This is a genomic window from Longicatena caecimuris (assembly GCF_004341945.1).
Classification (GTDB): domain Bacteria; phylum Bacillota_I; class Bacilli_A; order Erysipelotrichales; family Erysipelotrichaceae; genus Longicatena; species Longicatena caecimuris.
Genome location: NZ_SMBP01000019.1, coordinates 23,470 through 39,990, shown reverse-complemented (window position 1 = coordinate 39,990; position 16,521 = coordinate 23,470). Strand labels below are relative to the sequence as shown.

Annotated in this window: 17 protein-coding genes; 16 read left to right on the top strand and 1 reads right to left on the bottom strand. The window is 42.3% G+C overall.

Annotated elements, in window-relative coordinates; all coding sequences use genetic code 11:
• The first annotated feature begins 33 nt into the window (after positions 1-33).
• The 5 genes from EDD61_RS10705 (at position 34) to EDD61_RS10685 (ending at position 4,522) form a co-directional block, all read left to right on the top strand.
• Entirely contained in the window at positions 34-486 is a 453-nt protein-coding gene (locus tag EDD61_RS10705) for a DUF3284 domain-containing protein (RefSeq protein WP_008690384.1), read from the top strand.
• A gap of 4 nt (positions 487-490) precedes the next feature.
• Positions 491-1,348 carry a ketose-bisphosphate aldolase gene (locus tag EDD61_RS10700; protein ID WP_165877208.1) on the top strand — a complete coding sequence of 286 codons (858 nt, stop codon included), beginning with the start codon at positions 491-493 and terminating at the stop codon, positions 1,346-1,348.
• 63 nt (positions 1,349-1,411) lie between these two features.
• Entirely contained in the window at positions 1,412-2,686 is a 1,275-nt protein-coding gene (locus EDD61_RS10695) for a class II D-tagatose-bisphosphate aldolase non-catalytic subunit (RefSeq protein ID WP_132225335.1), read from the top strand.
• A gap of 100 nt (positions 2,687-2,786) precedes the next feature.
• Positions 2,787-3,605, top strand: coding sequence for a transketolase (locus EDD61_RS10690; protein ID WP_119983164.1), 819 nt, complete (start codon positions 2,787-2,789; stop codon positions 3,603-3,605).
• Complete coding sequence (locus EDD61_RS10685; protein ID WP_132225333.1) at positions 3,605-4,522, top strand: transketolase family protein; 918 nt, start codon at positions 3,605-3,607, stop codon at positions 4,520-4,522. Before EDD61_RS10690 ends, EDD61_RS10685 begins: the two co-directional genes overlap by 1 nt.
• Before the next feature lie 167 nt (positions 4,523-4,689).
• On the opposite strand, the gene EDD61_RS10680 is transcribed toward EDD61_RS10685, so the two are convergent.
• A complete protein-coding gene (locus EDD61_RS10680) occupies positions 4,690-5,886 on the bottom strand; it encodes a hypothetical protein (RefSeq protein WP_132225331.1) in 1,197 nt (398 codons plus the stop codon).
• A gap of 378 nt (positions 5,887-6,264) precedes the next feature.
• Here EDD61_RS10680 and EDD61_RS10675 point away from each other — a divergent pair, with 378 nt between their 5' ends.
• From EDD61_RS10675 to EDD61_RS10625, 11 genes are all read left to right on the top strand, one after another.
• Complete coding sequence (locus EDD61_RS10675) at positions 6,265-10,038, top strand: VaFE repeat-containing surface-anchored protein (protein WP_152331228.1); 3,774 nt, start codon at positions 6,265-6,267, stop codon at positions 10,036-10,038.
• 209 nt (positions 10,039-10,247) lie between these two features.
• Positions 10,248-10,571, top strand: a complete 324-nt coding sequence (locus EDD61_RS10670) for a YdcP family protein (protein ID WP_117443319.1) — start codon at positions 10,248-10,250, stop codon at positions 10,569-10,571.
• A 15-nt stretch (positions 10,572-10,586) separates the two neighbouring features.
• Positions 10,587-10,976 (top strand): YdcP family protein, encoded by a 390-nt coding sequence (locus EDD61_RS10665; protein WP_117443318.1) that lies wholly within the window; start codon positions 10,587-10,589, stop codon positions 10,974-10,976.
• Positions 10,977-10,981: 5 nt separating this feature from the next.
• A complete protein-coding gene (locus EDD61_RS10660) occupies positions 10,982-11,794 on the top strand; it encodes a Mom family adenine methylcarbamoylation protein (protein WP_117443317.1) in 813 nt (270 codons plus the stop codon).
• The gene (locus EDD61_RS10655) at positions 11,782-13,176 is read left to right on the top strand and encodes a P-loop NTPase family protein (protein ID WP_132225329.1); all 1,395 of its coding nucleotides are present in this window, start codon (positions 11,782-11,784) and stop codon (positions 13,174-13,176) included. The genes EDD61_RS10660 and EDD61_RS10655 overlap by 13 nt, the downstream gene beginning before the upstream one ends.
• Positions 13,177-13,180: 4 nt before the next feature.
• Entirely contained in the window at positions 13,181-13,579 is a 399-nt protein-coding gene (locus EDD61_RS10650; protein WP_117443315.1) for a hypothetical protein, read from the top strand.
• A 234-nt stretch (positions 13,580-13,813) separates the two neighbouring features.
• Positions 13,814-15,016 (top strand): MobT family relaxase, encoded by a 1,203-nt coding sequence (gene mobT / locus EDD61_RS10645; RefSeq protein WP_142794834.1) that lies wholly within the window; start codon positions 13,814-13,816, stop codon positions 15,014-15,016.
• A 3-nt stretch (positions 15,017-15,019) separates the two neighbouring features.
• Positions 15,020-15,154 carry a DUF3789 domain-containing protein gene (locus EDD61_RS10640; protein ID WP_119957634.1) on the top strand — a complete coding sequence of 45 codons (135 nt, stop codon included), beginning with the start codon at positions 15,020-15,022 and terminating at the stop codon, positions 15,152-15,154.
• The gene (locus EDD61_RS10635) at positions 15,151-15,372 is read left to right on the top strand and encodes a hypothetical protein (RefSeq protein WP_119957611.1); all 222 of its coding nucleotides are present in this window, start codon (positions 15,151-15,153) and stop codon (positions 15,370-15,372) included. Before EDD61_RS10640 ends, EDD61_RS10635 begins: the two co-directional genes overlap by 4 nt.
• Before the next feature lie 126 nt (positions 15,373-15,498).
• The gene (locus EDD61_RS10630; RefSeq protein ID WP_119957633.1) at positions 15,499-15,999 is read left to right on the top strand and encodes an antirestriction protein ArdA; all 501 of its coding nucleotides are present in this window, start codon (positions 15,499-15,501) and stop codon (positions 15,997-15,999) included.
• 30 nt (positions 16,000-16,029) lie between these two features.
• On the top strand, positions 16,030-16,521 hold the full coding sequence (locus EDD61_RS10625) for an antirestriction protein ArdA (RefSeq protein WP_207901032.1): 492 nt from the start codon (positions 16,030-16,032) through the stop codon (positions 16,519-16,521).

Genomic DNA, 16,521 nt, shown 5'->3' with positions numbered 1-16,521 from the left:
TGCCTAAGAGCCAAGTGATGAGGAAAGATGAATATGAAAGTGAAAGTAAATGTCCATGTAAATGCGGCAGCTATCTATCGCATTTTATTAAAAGAGCTACAAAAGGATATCAAACAACAGGTGAAGCTTGCTAAACGTCCTGCCCAGCTGCATCAGGGCTATTCGTATACTCAAAAGCTAAAGTTTCATGATAAGGAATATCGCATTCCGGTAACAATAGAAGCACTACAGGAAGCACAATATTACAAGGTAAAGAGCCAATACCCTAAATATACACAGACAATTTCTTATCGCTTACAGCCATTGGATGAAAACTATACCTGTATCATCTATCAAGAAAAACTGCATGATGTGCATTTCGGTATTCGATTGCTAAGCTTTCTGAAAGGACATTTGTATCGCATGAAAATTGTTCAATATCTTCATCATTTAGAAGATGAGGCAAAGAAACAAAATGAAATTCATAGGAATCGAAAAGGAGAATAAAGATATGCTGATGAATATGCAAGCGCTGTTAACAATCGCACAAAAACATCATTTTGCGATTCCTGCCTTCAACATCGGCAGTCTGGAAATATTAAATGCTGTGAAGGAAGAAAGTGAAGCCTTACAAGCACCTGTGATTTATGAGATTCACCCTGATGAGCTTGCCTATTTGAAAGAACCTTTTATGAAAACGGTTCTGGAGGTTGCCCATACGACAAGTGTTCCCTGTGTCATCCATTTGGATCATGGCGCTAATCGTCAACAGATATTGCAAGCATTGCGTTGTGGTTTTACTTCCGTCATGATCGATGCATCCTCGTATCCTCTAGATGAAAACATCCGGCGAACAAAGGATATCTGTGAGCTTGTAAAGCCTCAGCATGTATCCGTGGAAGCTGAATTAGGAACGATAGGTGCGATTAGCAAGGAGCATGTCAGTGACATTCAATATAGTGATCCGGTAGCGGTGAAAACATTTGTGGATAAAACAGGTGTGGATACTTTAGCAGTTGCGATTGGTACTGCCCATGGCATTTACCCCACAAATTATAAACCAACGTTAAGGTTGGATGTATTAAAAGCCATTCGCGAACAGGTGAACATCCCTTTGGTATTACATGGAGGCAGCAGCAATCCGGATGAAGAGATAGCTCAGGCCGTCGCCTTAGGAATTTGTAAGATCAATATTTCCAGTGATGTAAAAACAGCATTCTTTACTGAAACAAAAAGATATTTAGCGCTTCATCCAGATGCATATGAGCCAAATGCGATATTTCCTTCGGCCATTCAGGCGGCGCGAAGTGTCATCGCTAATAAGATGCGTCTGTTAAACACCGTTGGGAAAGCATATTTATACAAATAAGCATATGCTTATCAAGCGTAACGGTGAAACATACAAAATAGGTAAAAAGAGGAGAAGAAAGATATGGAAAAGTTACCAATTAAAAAAGTAGTGGAAGGACTATTAAAATTACAAGATTCAGGAGATAGTGCAACGTTATTAGGCATAGGGCCAATGTCACCTAATTTATTACAGGCAAGTTTTGAAATCGCCAGAGATTATGATTTCCCTTTGATGTTCATTGCCAGTCGTAATCAGGTAGATGCCGATGCGTTAGGTGGCGGCTATGTGAATGGCTGGGATCAGAAACGCTTTAATGAAGATATTCGCAAGGTTGCGAATGAAGTAGGCTTTGATGGTTTGTACTATTTGTGTCGTGATCATGGTGGACCTTGGCAAAGAGATAATGAGCGTAATGCCCACCTGCCAGAAGAAGAAGCAATGAAATTAGCTCGTCAGTCTTACTTAGCTGATATTGAAAATGGTTTTGATTTATTGATGATCGACCCAACGAAGGACCCATTTGAAATTGGTAAAGTCATTCCTTTGGATGTGGTATTAAGTCGTACGGTTGATTTAATTGCCTATTGTGAAGAAGAACGTAAAAAACGCGGCTTACCGGAAATTGGCTATGAAGTTGGAACAGAGGAAACCAATGGTGGTTTAACTTCGACAGAGAAGTATCATGAATTTATCGAAAAGCTGGAAAAAGAATTAACTGCCAAAGGATTACCAATGCCTACTTTCATCGTTGGTCAGACAGGTACGTTAACAAGAAAAACAGAACAGGTAGGAACCTATAATTTCCATAACGCCTATGACCTAGCACAGATGGCGAAACAATATGGTGTAGGACTTAAGGAACATAATGCGGATTATTTGGATGATGTGACCTTACTGGAACATATTCCGGCAAATGTAACTGCCAGCAATGTAGCACCACAGTATGGTACAGAAGAAACCCGTGCTTACTTAAAGCTGTGTGATGTGGAAAAAATCTTAAAAGAGGAAGGTTTGCTTGATGAAACTTCGGATTTAAGAAATACCTTGTTGGTAAAAGCAATCAAAACAGAACGCTGGAGAAAATGGATGATGGGAGAACAGCGTAATCTACAGGTAGAGGATATCTTAAAAGATGAAGCATTATCCTTAGAAATTCTTGATATCTCCGGTCATTATGCATTCAATGATGAAGATGTAAAAAAAGAATTACAGAAGCTTTATGCGAATTTGGCAAAATTCCATATTGATGGACAGCGCTTTGTTGTTGATCACATCAAACGTCCTTTACAGCAGTATGCCGAATGCTACAACCTAAAGGGAGTTACCAGCCGTATTCGTAAAGCCATTGAAAAATAATCTTAGGAGCTGGAAGCATCTTTCAGCTCTTCCTTTATAAACAGGTGTATCATGAGGAAGTACATGTATAACAACATGACAACAAGAAAGAAGGTAAGTTATGGATAAACAGGAATTAGTAGAACATGCCAGACAAATACGTAAGCATATTTTAAAACAGGTCTATACGGCACAAAGCGGACATCCGGGTGGAAGTCTAAGTGCAACAGATCTTGTGACGGCATTATATTTTCAAGAGATGGATATCACAGAAGCGAATGTAAATAGCATCGATCGTGACCGTTTCGTTTTAAGTAAAGGACATGCATCTCCTTTGTTATATGCGGTATTGTGTGAAAAAGGACTTCTTGATGAACGTGAATTATTGACATTTCGCAAGATAAACTCACGATTACAAGGACATCCCAACATGAAATATGTTGCCGGTGTTGATATGTCAACTGGCTCATTAGGTCAAGGAATCTCTGCAGCTGTTGGCATGGCACTGGGCAATAAGCTTGCCCAAAACCATCATCGTGTCTATGCGTTATTGGGCGATGGAGAATGTCAGGAAGGTGAAGTTTGGGAGGCTGCCATGGCAGCTGCACAGTATCAGCTGGATAATTTATGTGTCATTGTTGATCATAACCGTTTGCAGATTGATGGTGAGGTGGCAAAGGTTATGAATGTTGATTCTTTAGAAGAAAAATTTAGGGCATTTCATTTCCATGTGTTGACGGTAGATGGTCATGCAATGGATGAAATTTTATCGGCTTTATCAAAAGCCAGAGAAAATAAGGGAAGACCAACAGCCATCATTGCCAATACCGTGAAAGGAAAAGGCGTGTCCTTCATGGAAAATCAAGCAGGCTGGCATGGAACAGCCCCCAATAAAGAACAGTATGAACAAGCAATAAAGGAATTAGGAGGTGAGGCATAATGGCAAAGTGTGCAACAAGAGAGGCCTATGGAAAAGCGTTGGCACAGCTCATACAAGAGAATGAGCGAGTTGTTGTTTTAGATGCGGATCTGGCAGGAAGTACCAAAACAAGCGAAGCGAAAAAGGTTTGTCCACAGCGTCATTTTGATGTTGGTATTGCGGAAGGAAATATGATGGGCATTGCGGCAGGTTTAGCGGCAAGCAAGTATATCGTCTTTGCGTCCAGCTTTGCGATGTTTGCGGCAGGAAGAGCCTTTGAACAAATTCGTAACAGCATTGGTTATCCTCATCTAAATGTGAAGATTTGCGCTACCCATGCAGGTCTAAGTGTAGGGGAAGATGGTGCTAGTCATCAGTGTAATGAAGATCTGGCATTAATGCGTGTGATTCCGGGAATGACAGTGATTCAGCCTTGTGATGAAGAGGAAACTAAACAGGCCATTCGAGCAGTAGCTAACATAGATGGACCTTGTTATGTACGTCTTGGCAGAGGCAAAGTAGAGAGTGTATATGATGTATCTTATACATTTGAAATTGGGAAAGGCAATGTTTTACGTAAGGGGAAAAAGGTTGCCTTAGTGGCGAGTGGTATGATGGTACAAGAAGCTTTAAAAGCAGCTGCTATGTTGGAGGAAGCCCCTACTGTGGTAAACATTTCAACCATAAAACCATTAGATACCGCCTTAATAAAAGAATTGGCAAAAACCCATGATACGATCATCACTTGTGAAGAGCATAGTGTGATTGGCGGTTTAGGAAGTGCAGTATCGGATGTTGTGGCAAGCAGTGCGGATGCCTGTGTTGTAAAACATATCGGTGTACAGGATACCTTTGGAGAAAGTGGCGATGCACAAGCTTTATTTGAAAAGTATGGCATCAACGCAAAGGCAATTGTCAAAGCGGTACAGGATAGATAGAGCATAGGAATATTAGAGAACATAAGCTGTGTGAAATGTAATACGGCTTGTGTTTCCGTTATTGTTCATAAGATTAAAAAATTATTAAGTGAAGAAAATTAGCAAAAGGATACACATAAAAAGGCTGTTTATTGATGTGAACAGCCTTTTACTGGTTGGTGATTCTATTATGCTTGAAATGGTTTAATGCTAGTAATAAGGTGATGATTTGCCAATTCCTCGGCAATCATCTTTTTCATATTCTTTCCTACCTGTATCGCATAGCTTTCAAGCAAGCCATCATAAATAATTTTATTGCGCCATGGCAATAAGGTAATTTGCACCGGATAAGGAAGTTGTTCATTCGGAATCACCTCGTCAATATTCGTAGTTAAACCTAAGATGGCATAAAAATTGTCATCTTGCATAGATATAACAGTATAATCTGCTTCATATTTTATAATGATACCCATGCCTTTTACCGCATATTTAAAGTCTTTGATCAAAGCGAGTTTTTCCTCATCGAATTGAAAAGGATTCTTTTTTATAAAATCATCAATGATGTTTCGATGCTCAAATAAGAAATTACGAATTTTTGTCATTTTTTCCGGTTCTAGATGGCTGCGGTGATAGATTTTTTTCAATCCTTTCACGATTTTATATTTCTTATTTGTATATTCTAACAAGGCTAAATAAATATCATAGAATAATGCTGTGTCATTTTCATCAAGTGAGGCATTCCCTTGCATACTTTGTTGACTTTGTTCATTAATATAGTCCATGTATTCCATCGGTGTACAGCCAAATAGTGCAGCACTAGGGGTGTTGAAATAAGCATCTAAAACCGCTTCTGAAAGTGATGCAAGCATATCGTCATCAATTGATAGATCATCAAACCATTGTATGAGGTTGGCTGGGTCTTTACAGGTATGTACAGCAAAGAAAAAATCTGCCCAAAATCCATTTTCTATATAGGTGAATGTCGATTCTGATAATATTTTATATAGCGTATTGATTGCTGGATGATTTGTATTTACACCGGTTGTGCCAATCGCAAGCAGCTCATCTTTTTTTCGATCACATACGCAATAAACATGGCTGTTTTGTATATCAATGACTTGATCTATGTAATCAAAAATCTCCTCGTTCACAAGTAACATGCTTCCATCCTGTCTTGAATATAAGGAAAAATAAGGATGTAAGTATAAAGCAGTAAGATAATACTCTTCAATAGAAGGAATCGCTATCGCATATTTTTCGCATAACATGTCAAATTCTGTTAATGTTAAAATGCCATAACAACGTAAGATACCAATCATGAGGTGATTGAGCGTATCTTTTTTTCGAAAGTCTTCTTCCGTATATTTCTGCTCAGTTGCTTTCACAGCTGCTTGGATTTCATTAGGTACCAACAATTCATTAAAATTATAGATGACAAGAAACTTATGTAATAAAGTTTCATAAGGTTTTGTGTCAAAAACACAGCAAAAACTTGATTATCCCCTAAAACACTGTATCTATCGCAATATCTAAGGATTAGAACTACTCATTTTACTACTTATTTACTACTGACGAATGAGCCTTGATACGCTGATATTCTTAGTTTTGCAAAGATATGGTACAGCACATCAGTATTGAAACATCAAAATTGAATAAAGCATTTAGACTACGGAACGCCCACAATGAAGCGTTCCTTTTCTATTTCCAGCCGTTCAGAAATGGACGGCTATTTTATTACCCAAAACGAAAGGAGCATTAAGAACATGAAAAAGAAATTAAAGCGATTGCTTACAGGTATGCTTACCCTTGCAACCGTGTTTACTACCCTGCCAGCTTCGACAGTCCATGCGTCAGAAAAGCAATACTGGACAGACGCAGAGGAAAAGGCAGGATATGTAGAAAAGGTTATGAATGACGGCAGTATCGGTTCTACATTCCATGAGGGCATTATGACCGTAGAGGGCGAAACAGCATACTGTGTTGACATCAACACGGACTTTCAGTCTGGCTATAAGACACGTTCAGACGCAAGTTCACGCATGAGTGCCGACCAGATAGCGGACGTTGCTTTATCCCTTGAATATGTCAAGCAGTACGGGGCAAGACATACAGGACTGAACCACAAACAGCTTTATCTTTTGGAACAATGCGTTGTATGGCAGAGGTTAAGCGTTCATCTGGGCTGGCAGTGTGATAACGTCCGTGCTTCCTATGATGAAATCTCAAAAGCCATACAAGATGAAGTCTACGCTGGTGCAAAGGCTTTTGTGAAAGCCAACAAAGGACGCTATGAATGTGGCGGTTATATCTACACTGGCAAGGGGCAGGATATCGGGCAGTTCTGGGCGAAGCTGAATGTAGGAAACGCAAAGTTACAGAAAGTTTCCTCCAATGCCAGCATTACAAACGGCAGTGATGTGTATTCCCTTGCTGGGGCGGTCTACGGTGTCTATTCTGATAAGAATTGCCAGAATGTCATTACCACCCTTACGACAGATAGTAACGGGAATACCGAAGCCGTAGAAGTCAAAGCTGGCACAGTATATATCAAGGAACAACAAGCTCCTGCTGGCTTCAAGTTAGACAAGAATGTTTATCCGCTGACCGTGGAAGCTGGCAAGACTGCCACTTTGAAAGTGAGCGACACGCCAAAAGTCACAGAAACCTTGCTGGAACTTTTCAAGATTGACTTGGAAACAGGACAAGACAACCCACAAGGGAACGCTTCCCTTGCAGGTGCAGAATTTACATGGAAGTATTATGACGGTTACTACAACAAGGGCAATCTTCCAGCAGAAGCCACAAGAACGTGGACAACACAGACGCTTGCTGAAAAAGATAGTGACGGCACAGTACACTACGTTACCCGTTTAGCTGACAAGTACAAAGTAGCTGGGGACAGTTTCTATTCACAGAACGGTATCAACTGTCTGCCTTTAGGAACGATAACCGTTGAAGAAACCAAAGCCCCAACAGGTTACTTGTTAGAGGGTGCATATATGCAAGCCAATGGAAGCACGGAACAGATTAAGGGCATGTATGTAACACAAATTACAGAGGACGGCGACCTTGCCGTATTATCTGGAAGCAACCAGCACTCCGTATCTGACAAGGTTATCCGTGGCGGTGTCAAAGTACAGAAACGTGACCTTGAAACAAAGGACGCAACCCCACAAGGTAATGCGATACTGGAAAATACAGAGTTTATCATAACTTCCTTGAATGAAAGCCCTGTTCTGGTTGAGGGTTCATTCTACAAAAAGAATGATGTGGTAAAGACGATCAATACAGGCATTGACGGTATCGCTTTCACTGCTTCCGACACGCTCCCTTATGGAAAGTACCGCATTGACGAAAGCAAGTCGCCACAGGGCTATCTGGCAACAGGCGTGCTTTCCCGTGAATTTGAAATCACAGAGAATGGGAAAATCGTTGACCTTACAGGCGAGGAAACCGCCATTTTCAACCAGATTATCCGTGGCGGTGTGAAAATTCAGAAGCGTGACCTTGAAACAAAGGACACGAAACCACAAGGCGGTGCGACACTAAAAGATACAGCGTTTAGTATTACTTCCTTAAATGAAAATGCTGTCTTGGTTGACGGGAAATTATACGGCAAAGACGAAGTGGTAAAGACAATCCATACAGGTGTTGACGGTATCGCTTCCACTGCTTCTGACACGCTTCCATATGGAACATACCGCATTGACGAAACCAAAGCCCCAGAGGGCTACTTGACAACAGGTGCGGTTTCCCATGAATTTACAATCACAGAGAACGGGAAAATCATTGACCTTACAGACAAGGAAAACTCTGCCTACAATCAAGTTATCCGTGGCGGTGTGAAGATACAAAAGCGTGACCTTGAAACCAAAGATACAAAGCCACAAGGCGGTGCGACACTAAAAGATACAGCGTTTAGTATTACTTCCTTAAATGAAAATGCTGTCTTGGTGGGCGGTAAACTGTTCGGTAAAGACGAAGTGGTAAAGACAATCCACACAGGCATTGACGGTATCGCTTCCACTGCTTCTGATACGCTCCCATATGGAAGATACCGTATTGACGAAAGCAAAGCCCCAGAGGGCTATCTAAGAACAGGTGCGGTTTCCCGTGAATTTGAAATCAAAGAGAATGGGAAAATCGTTGACCTTACAAGCGAAGAAAGCTCTATCTATAACCAGATTAAGCGTGGCGACATTGAGGGTGTGAAGATTGGTGCTGGCACTCATAAGAGATTAGCAGATGTGCCTTTCAAGATTACCAGCAAGACCACAGGCGAAAGCCACATTGTCGTGACAGACAAAAACGGGCAGTTCTCCACTGCTTCGGATTGGGCTTCCCACAAGCACAATACCAATGCAGGAAAGACCAGCGAGGACGGCGTGTGGTTTGGTTCATCAGAGCCAGACGACAGCAAGGGTGCATTGCTTTACGATACTTACGAGATTGAGGAATTACGCTGTGCCAGCAACAAAGGCTTCAAGCTCATTCCTGCTTTTGACATTGTAGTGTCAAGAGATAGAACCGTCATTGATTTAGGTACTTTGACAGATGAATACGAAAAAGAAATCTCTATCCATACCACAGCTACCAGCAAGGACGGGGAAAAATCTATCCTTGCAGGAAAAGAGGTCACTATTGTTGATACCGTCAAGCTGGACGGGCTTGTAAAAGGTACTAAGTATCAGTTAAAGGGTTGGCAGATGTTAAAGGAAGAAAACGCAGAGCTTGTCATTGACGGCAACCGTGTGGAAAGTGAATATACCTTTACTGCTGACAGTGAGGAAATGAAAATTGAGATTGAATATACGTTCAATGCTTCTGAACTTGGTGGAAAGAACCTTGTAACTTTTGAGGAATTGTACGACCTGTCCAATCCGAAAGAGCCTGTCAAGGTAGCAGAACACAAGGACATTGAGGATGACGGACAAACGGTATTGATTACTGAACGTATCATCAATATCCACACCACTGCTACCAGCAAGGACGGCGAAAAAGTCGTGGAAGCTGGAAAGGAAGTAACTATCATTGATACGGCTAAGCTGGACGGTCTGGAAATTGGTACAAAGTATCAGCTAAAGGGCTGGCAGATGATTAAGGAAGAAAATGCAGAGCTTGTTATTGACGGCAAGCGTGTGGAAAATGACTATTCATTTGTCGCAGACAGTGAAACAATGGAAGTCCAGATTGCCTTTACCTTTGACGCTTCCGAGCTTGGAGGAAAAGACCTTGTAACCTTTGAAGAATTGTATGATTTAAGCAATCCAGATGAACCGAAAAAGGTTACAGAACATAAGGACATTAACGACAAAGGGCAGACGGTAACGGTCAAAGAGAAACCAGAAACACCTGCTCCAGAAGAACCAGAAAAGCCGTCCACACCAGATAAGCCAGATACACCAGTGCAAAAGACGGACAGTCCAAAGACAGGCGATACAACAAATATTATCGGTCTGCTTGTTCTGTTGGGTGCTTCTGGCATTGCATTAGCTGGAACATACTTCTTGAAGAAACGCAAAACTAAGAAGTCATAGGGCGGTATCACTATGGCAAGAAAATATATACAGGAGCAGTCCCGTTCCCCTCCGCAATAGAACGCCTACCGCAGAACACAACTTCAAACTGTTTCTTTTCTGTCAATCGTCTTTTTGATTGATAGAAAAAAACAGTCCACTAGGGGCATGGGGAGTGTAGCTCCCCATATAAACAATAACTATCAAAAGAAAGAAACGAGGTAAAACATATGGAACTTAAATTTGTAGTGCCGAACATGGAAAAGACATTCGGCAATCTGGAATATGCAGGAGAAAGCGAGGTTGTACAGCGCAGGATCAACGGACGCATGACGGCAGTGTCCCGAAGCTACAACCTTTACAGTGATGTGCAGAGGGCAGACGATATTATCGTGGTGCTTCCTGCTGAAGCTGGGGAAAAGCATTTCCAGCCAGAACAGAAAGTGAAGCTGATTAACCCACGCATTACCGCAGAGGGCTACAAAATCGGCACGAGAGGGTTTACAAACTATATCCTGCTGGCAGATGATATGTTACCAGCAGAGAATAAATAAGGAGGACGAAAGCATATGAGATTAGCAAACGGTATCGTGATTGAAAAAGAAAAGACATTCGGGCAGTTGAAGTTTTCGGCATTAAGACGTGAGGTGCATATCCAGAATGAGGACGGAACGGTTTCAGATGAAATCAAAGAACGCACTTATGACCTTAAATGCCGTGGACAGGGACGCATGATACAGGTGTCCATTCCTGCCACTGTTCCGTTAAAGGAATTTGACTACAACGCAGAGGTGGAGCTTATCAACCCTGTTGCGGATACGGTAGCAAACGCCACCTTTCAAGGGGCAGACGTGGACTGGTTTATTAAGGCAGACGACATTGTGTTAAAGAACAGACAGGGACAGCCTATAAGCTCACAGAACCAGCAAGCAAAAAAAGATATGCCTAATGGGAAATAGACACTATGACCCACAAGGATATGTCTTTATCAATCAAGGAACTCCCGAAAGAACAGGCAGTCGCATTTATCCGCAGGTATCACTATTCAAAAGTGGTACCTCGGTTATGCCGTTACTTCTTAGGGATATACCAGCATGAGAAATTATTGGGTGTGGTGGAATTAGGATGGGGTACACAGCCCTTGCAGACGTTACACAAGTTGTTTCCGTCACATAATCTTGTTACGGCAGATTATCTGGAAATCGGCAAAATGTGTTTTCTTCCAGAAATGAACCATACACAGTATTTCGGCAGTCTTACACTTTCGTACCTAATCAAATGGTTGCAAAAGTATACAGACTGCCTTTTCTTATACACATTGGCAGACGGTATCGAGGGAAAATGCGGTTATGTCTATCAGGCTTCCAATTTTTATTATTGCGGAAGTTTTAAGACAAGTGTATATCGTGACAGCCAGACGTTGGAAAAGATACACCCTAGAAGTGCAAGGATTTTGCTGGAAGAAAATGCAGTTTATGACGGAGTGGAAAAACGCCACTGGCTGACACACGAATTTTGCGAACACAAGAAGATAGAAAAAATCAACGGTCTTATGTTTCGTTATATCTACCCTTTGACACAGGAAGCAAGGCATATTTTGAAAAAATATCCAACTTATACTCAACATAGCTATCCTAAGAATAACAGCCTGTATTTTGAAAGGCGTATTGCAAACAGGAGATACGAAAAAATATTACAGCCACATTTCAATAAAAATGTCTGTCAGTACAATACCCAGCACTATAACAACCAACAGGAGGTCTTATGTCTATTCTGAAATATAAGGGGAAGCGTATCAGAGCCAGCGATAAGTCCCTTGTGTACCGCTTCTGTGGCGGTTCGCTCCTGTTTCTGTTCGTGGCGGTCATACTGCTTTTGAACTTGGGACAGATTATGCGTACCGATTGGGACACGTTTAGCTTAATCAGAAATGACGGGCTGGCGTTGTCGCTCTCCCCTTACAACTTCATAACAATTATTATAGCGACTGGTATTTGTATACTGGTCGCTTTTCTGTATTACCGCTTCTGCTTTGACCGTTATAAACAGCTTATACACCGCCAAAAGCTGGCACGTATGGTCTTGGAAAACGGCTGGTATGAAGCAGTGACGATACAGGGAAACAGCTTCTTCACTGACCTGCAATCTGGTAAGTCAAAGGAGAAAATCAGCTACTTTCCCCGAATGTATTACCGCATGGAAAAAGGCTTGCTTCATATCCAGTGTGAAATCACGCTGGGGAAGTATCAAGACCAGCTCTTGCAGTTGGAAGATAAGCTGGAAAGCGGTCTGTATTGCGAGTTGACCGACAAGCTGTTGTATGACGGCTACGTGGAATATACCCTGCTCTATGACATGATAGCAAATCGCATTTCCATAGAGGAAGTACAGGCAGAAAACGGGGGCTTGCGCTTGATGAAAAACCTTGTCTGGGAATATGACGCTCTCCCCCATGCCCTTATCTGTGGTGGAACTGGTGGCGGTAAGACCTACTTTATCTTAACTATCATTGAAGCCCTGTTGCGGACAAATACCGTCCTCTATATCCTCGACCCAAAGAACGCCGACCTTGCGGACTTGGGAACGGTCATGGATAAGGTCTACTACAAAAAGGAAGATATGATTGATTGCGTCAATGGCTTTTATGACGGCATGGTGGCAAGAAGTGAAGCAATGAAGCTCATGCCAAACTACAAAACAGGACAGAACTACGCCTATCTGGGGCTTGCTCCGCACTTCCTTATCTTTGACGAATACGTGGCGTTCATGGAGTGTTTAACCACAAAGGAAAGCGTAGCCATATTAAGCCAGCTAAAGAAAATCGTCATGTTAGGCAGACAGGCTGGCTACTTCCTTATCCTTGCCTGTCAGCGTCCAGACGCAAAGTATTTCAGTGACGGTATCAGAGATAACTTCAACTTCCGTGTGGCATTAGGGCGCATGAGTGAGCTTGGCTACGGCATGATGTTTGGAAGCGATACGCAAAAGAAGTTCTTTCAAAAGCGTATCAAAGGGCGTGGTTATTGTGATGTGGGTACAAGCGTCATATCAGAGTTTTACACCCCACTTGTACCAAAAGAACATGATTTTTTACAAACTATTGGTACGCTTGCTAATGTAAGAAAAGCTGTACCAGAAGAACAACCAATGGAGGACTAAATACATGAAATATAAAGAAATAGAAGTGTTTCACACACCAACGGGAAAAAGGATGAAATATATCTGTTTGAATTATGAACAATTTCTTTCAGACTGTGACGTATTGACAGCAGACAGATATAAACCATTTAGTATCAATCCAAAAAATCGCTTTGAAGCAAGGATAGATAAAATCACAGATGAAATTATTTATAAGGTGCGTAACTTGCCGTGTCGTTTCTGTATACGCTTGGATAGCCGACATTCTATCTGTAACAGCCGTATTGACTATGCTTTTGAGCTTGTGGGAAAGGACTTTCTCAAAGAAGATATTCGTGGAAGTGAAATTCCAGAAGATACGCTGAAAGCCTGTCTTAAATCAGATATTGATTTTATAGTGCTTTATATCGGCATGAACAGATAGACCAATAGGAACGGTGCTTTGCGGTCAACAAGACCGTAAAGTGCCGTTCCTGTTTGGCAGGGCTTGCCCTGCCAAACGATTAAGCCCCTCGGTATCTAACAGAGGGGCACAAAATACCAGAAAACAGTATCAAGAAATACGGAAATCTCCGCAAGGTACAAGGGTTTCCGCTGTTTTCTAACGGGTGTGACAACAGCAGTCAAATGTCACATTACCAGATTGGAGGAATGACAACTGAATGAAACAGACTGGATAACAGAGTTTAAAGATAAGCGTTCTGTCTATGGAGTATCACAAAACAGGCTTGCGCTGGTAGCTGGCATGAGCCGTGAACATGTAAGCCGTATAGAAAACGGGAAAATCAAGCTGACAGAGGAAATCAAGGGACAGCTTACCGTAGCACTGGAAAAATGCAATCCAGACAATTCGCTGGAAATGTTGTTCGACTATGTAAGAATACGCTTCCCTACAATGGACGTACAGCACGTAATACGAGATATATTAAAGCTCAACATGGACTTCATGCTACATGAGGACTTCGGCTTTTACAGCTATACGGAGCATTACTATATCGGGGATATATTCGTGCTTACTTCTGCGGACGAGGAAAAAGGCGTGTTGCTGGAACTGAAAGGCAAAGGCTGTCGGCAAATGGAAAGCTACCTGCTGGCACAGGAAAGAAGCTGGTATGACTTCCTCATGGACGCACTGGTTGACGGCGGTGTAATGAAGCGGTTAGACCTAGCAATCAATGACAAGGCAGGAATACTTGACATTCCAGAGCTTACAGAGAAATGCGACTGTGAGGAATGTATCTCCGTGTTCCGCAGTTTCAAGTCCTATGCTTCAGGGCAACTGATTAAGAGCCACGAACAGGACAAGGCAGGTATGGGACATACGTTATATATCGGTTCTCTAAAATCAGAAGTTTACTTCTGCATTTACGAAAAGGCACAGGAACAGTATGCAAAGCTGGGTACTCCGCTAGAAGAAACACCTGTGAAGAACCGCTTTGAAATCAGACTGAAAAATGACCGTGCCTATTATGCCGTGCGTGACCTGCTGACCTACTATGACGCAGAGCGGACAGCATTTGACATTATCAACCGCTATATGCGCTTCGTGGACAAGGAGGACGGGAAAAAGCGCAGTGATTGGCAGGTCAATGACCGCTGGGCGTGGTTTATCGGTTCTGATCGTGGGCGTTTGAAATTAACGACCAAACCAGAACCGTACACGCTGGAACGGACGCTGAACTGGATAGCAAGGCAGGTCGCCCCTACCTTGAAAATGGCAAAGAAGATTGACCGTATCAACGGCACGAACATCATTGACCGTCTGGTACAGGACGCAAAACTCACAGACAAACACGAAAAAATCATAGAACAGCAGACGGCTTCCAGTGAGGAAGTCGTTTTTCAATCAAAGGAGGACTAAGAAATGCTGGAATTATTGAAAGATTTACTGCTGGTATCGCTGGGCGGTGGTATCGGTGTCATGCTCATGTGTCTGCTTATTGCAGGAAAACAGGCAGACAGGGAGATGGAGCGCATGAAAGGAGGTGAGGAAGAATGAACTTCGGGCAGAACTTATACAACTGGTTTTTAAGCAATGCACAGAGCCTTGTTTTAATGGCAATCGTGGTTATCGGCGTGTATCTGGGCTTCAAGCGTGAGTTTTCAAAACTTATCGGCTTTCTGGTGGTAGCTTTGATTGCGGTAGGTCTTGTGTTCAACGCTGGCGGTGTGAAAGACGTACTGTTAAACCTGTTCAATAAGATTATTGGTGCTTAGATAACAGGTTTTGCACACCTGCAAAACCCACCTTTCCCCCTAGTGGAGCTGGGCTTAGGGGGAATGAAAGGGGGTAAGGAATGGTACAAGAAGAAACCCCAGACAAACGAAAGGACGTGAAATAAATTGGAAGAATTAAGAGTTTTGATAGAAGCAACAATCCCTAAAAACGGCGAATTCCCCTCCGCTTGGTTTGATTTGCCGATTGATGAAACAGAGTTTGAAGAACTGCTTGGCGTGGAAGCTGACAGCGAAGATTACCGCATTGTGGAAATGGAACTTCCCTTTGCAGATGATGTGAGCGAAGCAACAACGGTCGATACTCTAAATGATTTATACCGCATGTATGAAAACCTGCCAGCAGAAATCAGAGAAGAATTACCTGCTTTCATGGCGTATTATTCCAATCTGGACGAACTGCACAATTACAGGCATGACATTATCCATTATGCCAACTGTAATTCCATGACAGACGTTGCCCGTCATGTGCTGGCTGATGACCCAGCGTTTCACTCTCTGTCGGAAGATTGTGTGCGTTACTTTGACTTTGAAGCCTATGGACAAAGCCTTGATGAAAACGGACGGTTCATAGAAACAGACCACGGCATTTTTGAGATACCGTGGTAGGAAAAGAGGTGTCAGCGTATAGTTGATGATATGCGTGTCTACATTGCCAATCTCGGCAAGTACAACGAGGGATATTTAGTTGGGGACTGGTTCTCGTTTCCTCTCGATTTTGAAGAAATCGCAGAGCGTATCGGGCTGAACGGCGAATATGAAGAATACTCCGTCCATGATACGGACAACTTCCCTTGTGAAGTGTCAGAATATATCTCCATTGACGAATTGAACCAGATGTATGAAATGATAGAAGAACTACCAGAGGAAGTCGTGGACAGTCTGGACGATTTTATTTCATACTACGGAAGTTTGGAGGGTGTGGTTGAACACAAAGACCAGATTTACTTCTACCCCGACTGTGACAGCATGGAGGACGTGGCACGGTATTTTGTAGACGAACTGCAAACTCTGGGAGAAATACCGCCCAGCTTACAAGATTATATTGATTATGAAGCATATGGTCGCAACTTGGAAATCGGCGGTTATTTTATCGAAACCAGTTACGGCATGTGCGAAATTCAACAATAA

Bases quoted from the DNA above. Each gene is read 5' to 3' on its own strand.
- EDD61_RS10655 (WP_132225329.1), top strand. From the start codon at position 11,782: ATGTCTATTCTGAAATATAAGGGGAAGCGTATCAGAGCCAGCGATAAG.
- EDD61_RS10670 (WP_117443319.1), top strand. From the start codon at position 10,248: ATGGAACTTAAATTTGTAGTGCCGAACATGGAAAAGACATTCGGCAAT.
- EDD61_RS10695 (WP_132225335.1), top strand. From the start codon at position 1,412: ATGGAAAAGTTACCAATTAAAAAAGTAGTGGAAGGACTATTAAAATTA.
- EDD61_RS10700 (WP_165877208.1), top strand. From the start codon at position 491: ATGCTGATGAATATGCAAGCGCTGTTAACAATCGCACAAAAACATCAT.
- EDD61_RS10690 (WP_119983164.1), top strand. From the start codon at position 2,787: ATGGATAAACAGGAATTAGTAGAACATGCCAGACAAATACGTAAGCAT.
- EDD61_RS10660 (WP_117443317.1), top strand. From the start codon at position 10,982: ATGACCCACAAGGATATGTCTTTATCAATCAAGGAACTCCCGAAAGAA.
- EDD61_RS10625 (WP_207901032.1), top strand. From the start codon at position 16,030: ATGCGTGTCTACATTGCCAATCTCGGCAAGTACAACGAGGGATATTTA.
- EDD61_RS10640 (WP_119957634.1), top strand. From the start codon at position 15,020: ATGCTGGAATTATTGAAAGATTTACTGCTGGTATCGCTGGGCGGTGGT.
- EDD61_RS10675 (WP_152331228.1), top strand. From the start codon at position 6,265: ATGAAAAAGAAATTAAAGCGATTGCTTACAGGTATGCTTACCCTTGCA.
- EDD61_RS10650 (WP_117443315.1), top strand. From the start codon at position 13,181: ATGAAATATAAAGAAATAGAAGTGTTTCACACACCAACGGGAAAAAGG.
- EDD61_RS10705 (WP_008690384.1), top strand. From the start codon at position 34: ATGAAAGTGAAAGTAAATGTCCATGTAAATGCGGCAGCTATCTATCGC.
- EDD61_RS10685 (WP_132225333.1), top strand. From the start codon at position 3,605: ATGGCAAAGTGTGCAACAAGAGAGGCCTATGGAAAAGCGTTGGCACAG.
- EDD61_RS10665 (WP_117443318.1), top strand. From the start codon at position 10,587: ATGAGATTAGCAAACGGTATCGTGATTGAAAAAGAAAAGACATTCGGG.
- EDD61_RS10635 (WP_119957611.1), top strand. From the start codon at position 15,151: ATGAACTTCGGGCAGAACTTATACAACTGGTTTTTAAGCAATGCACAG.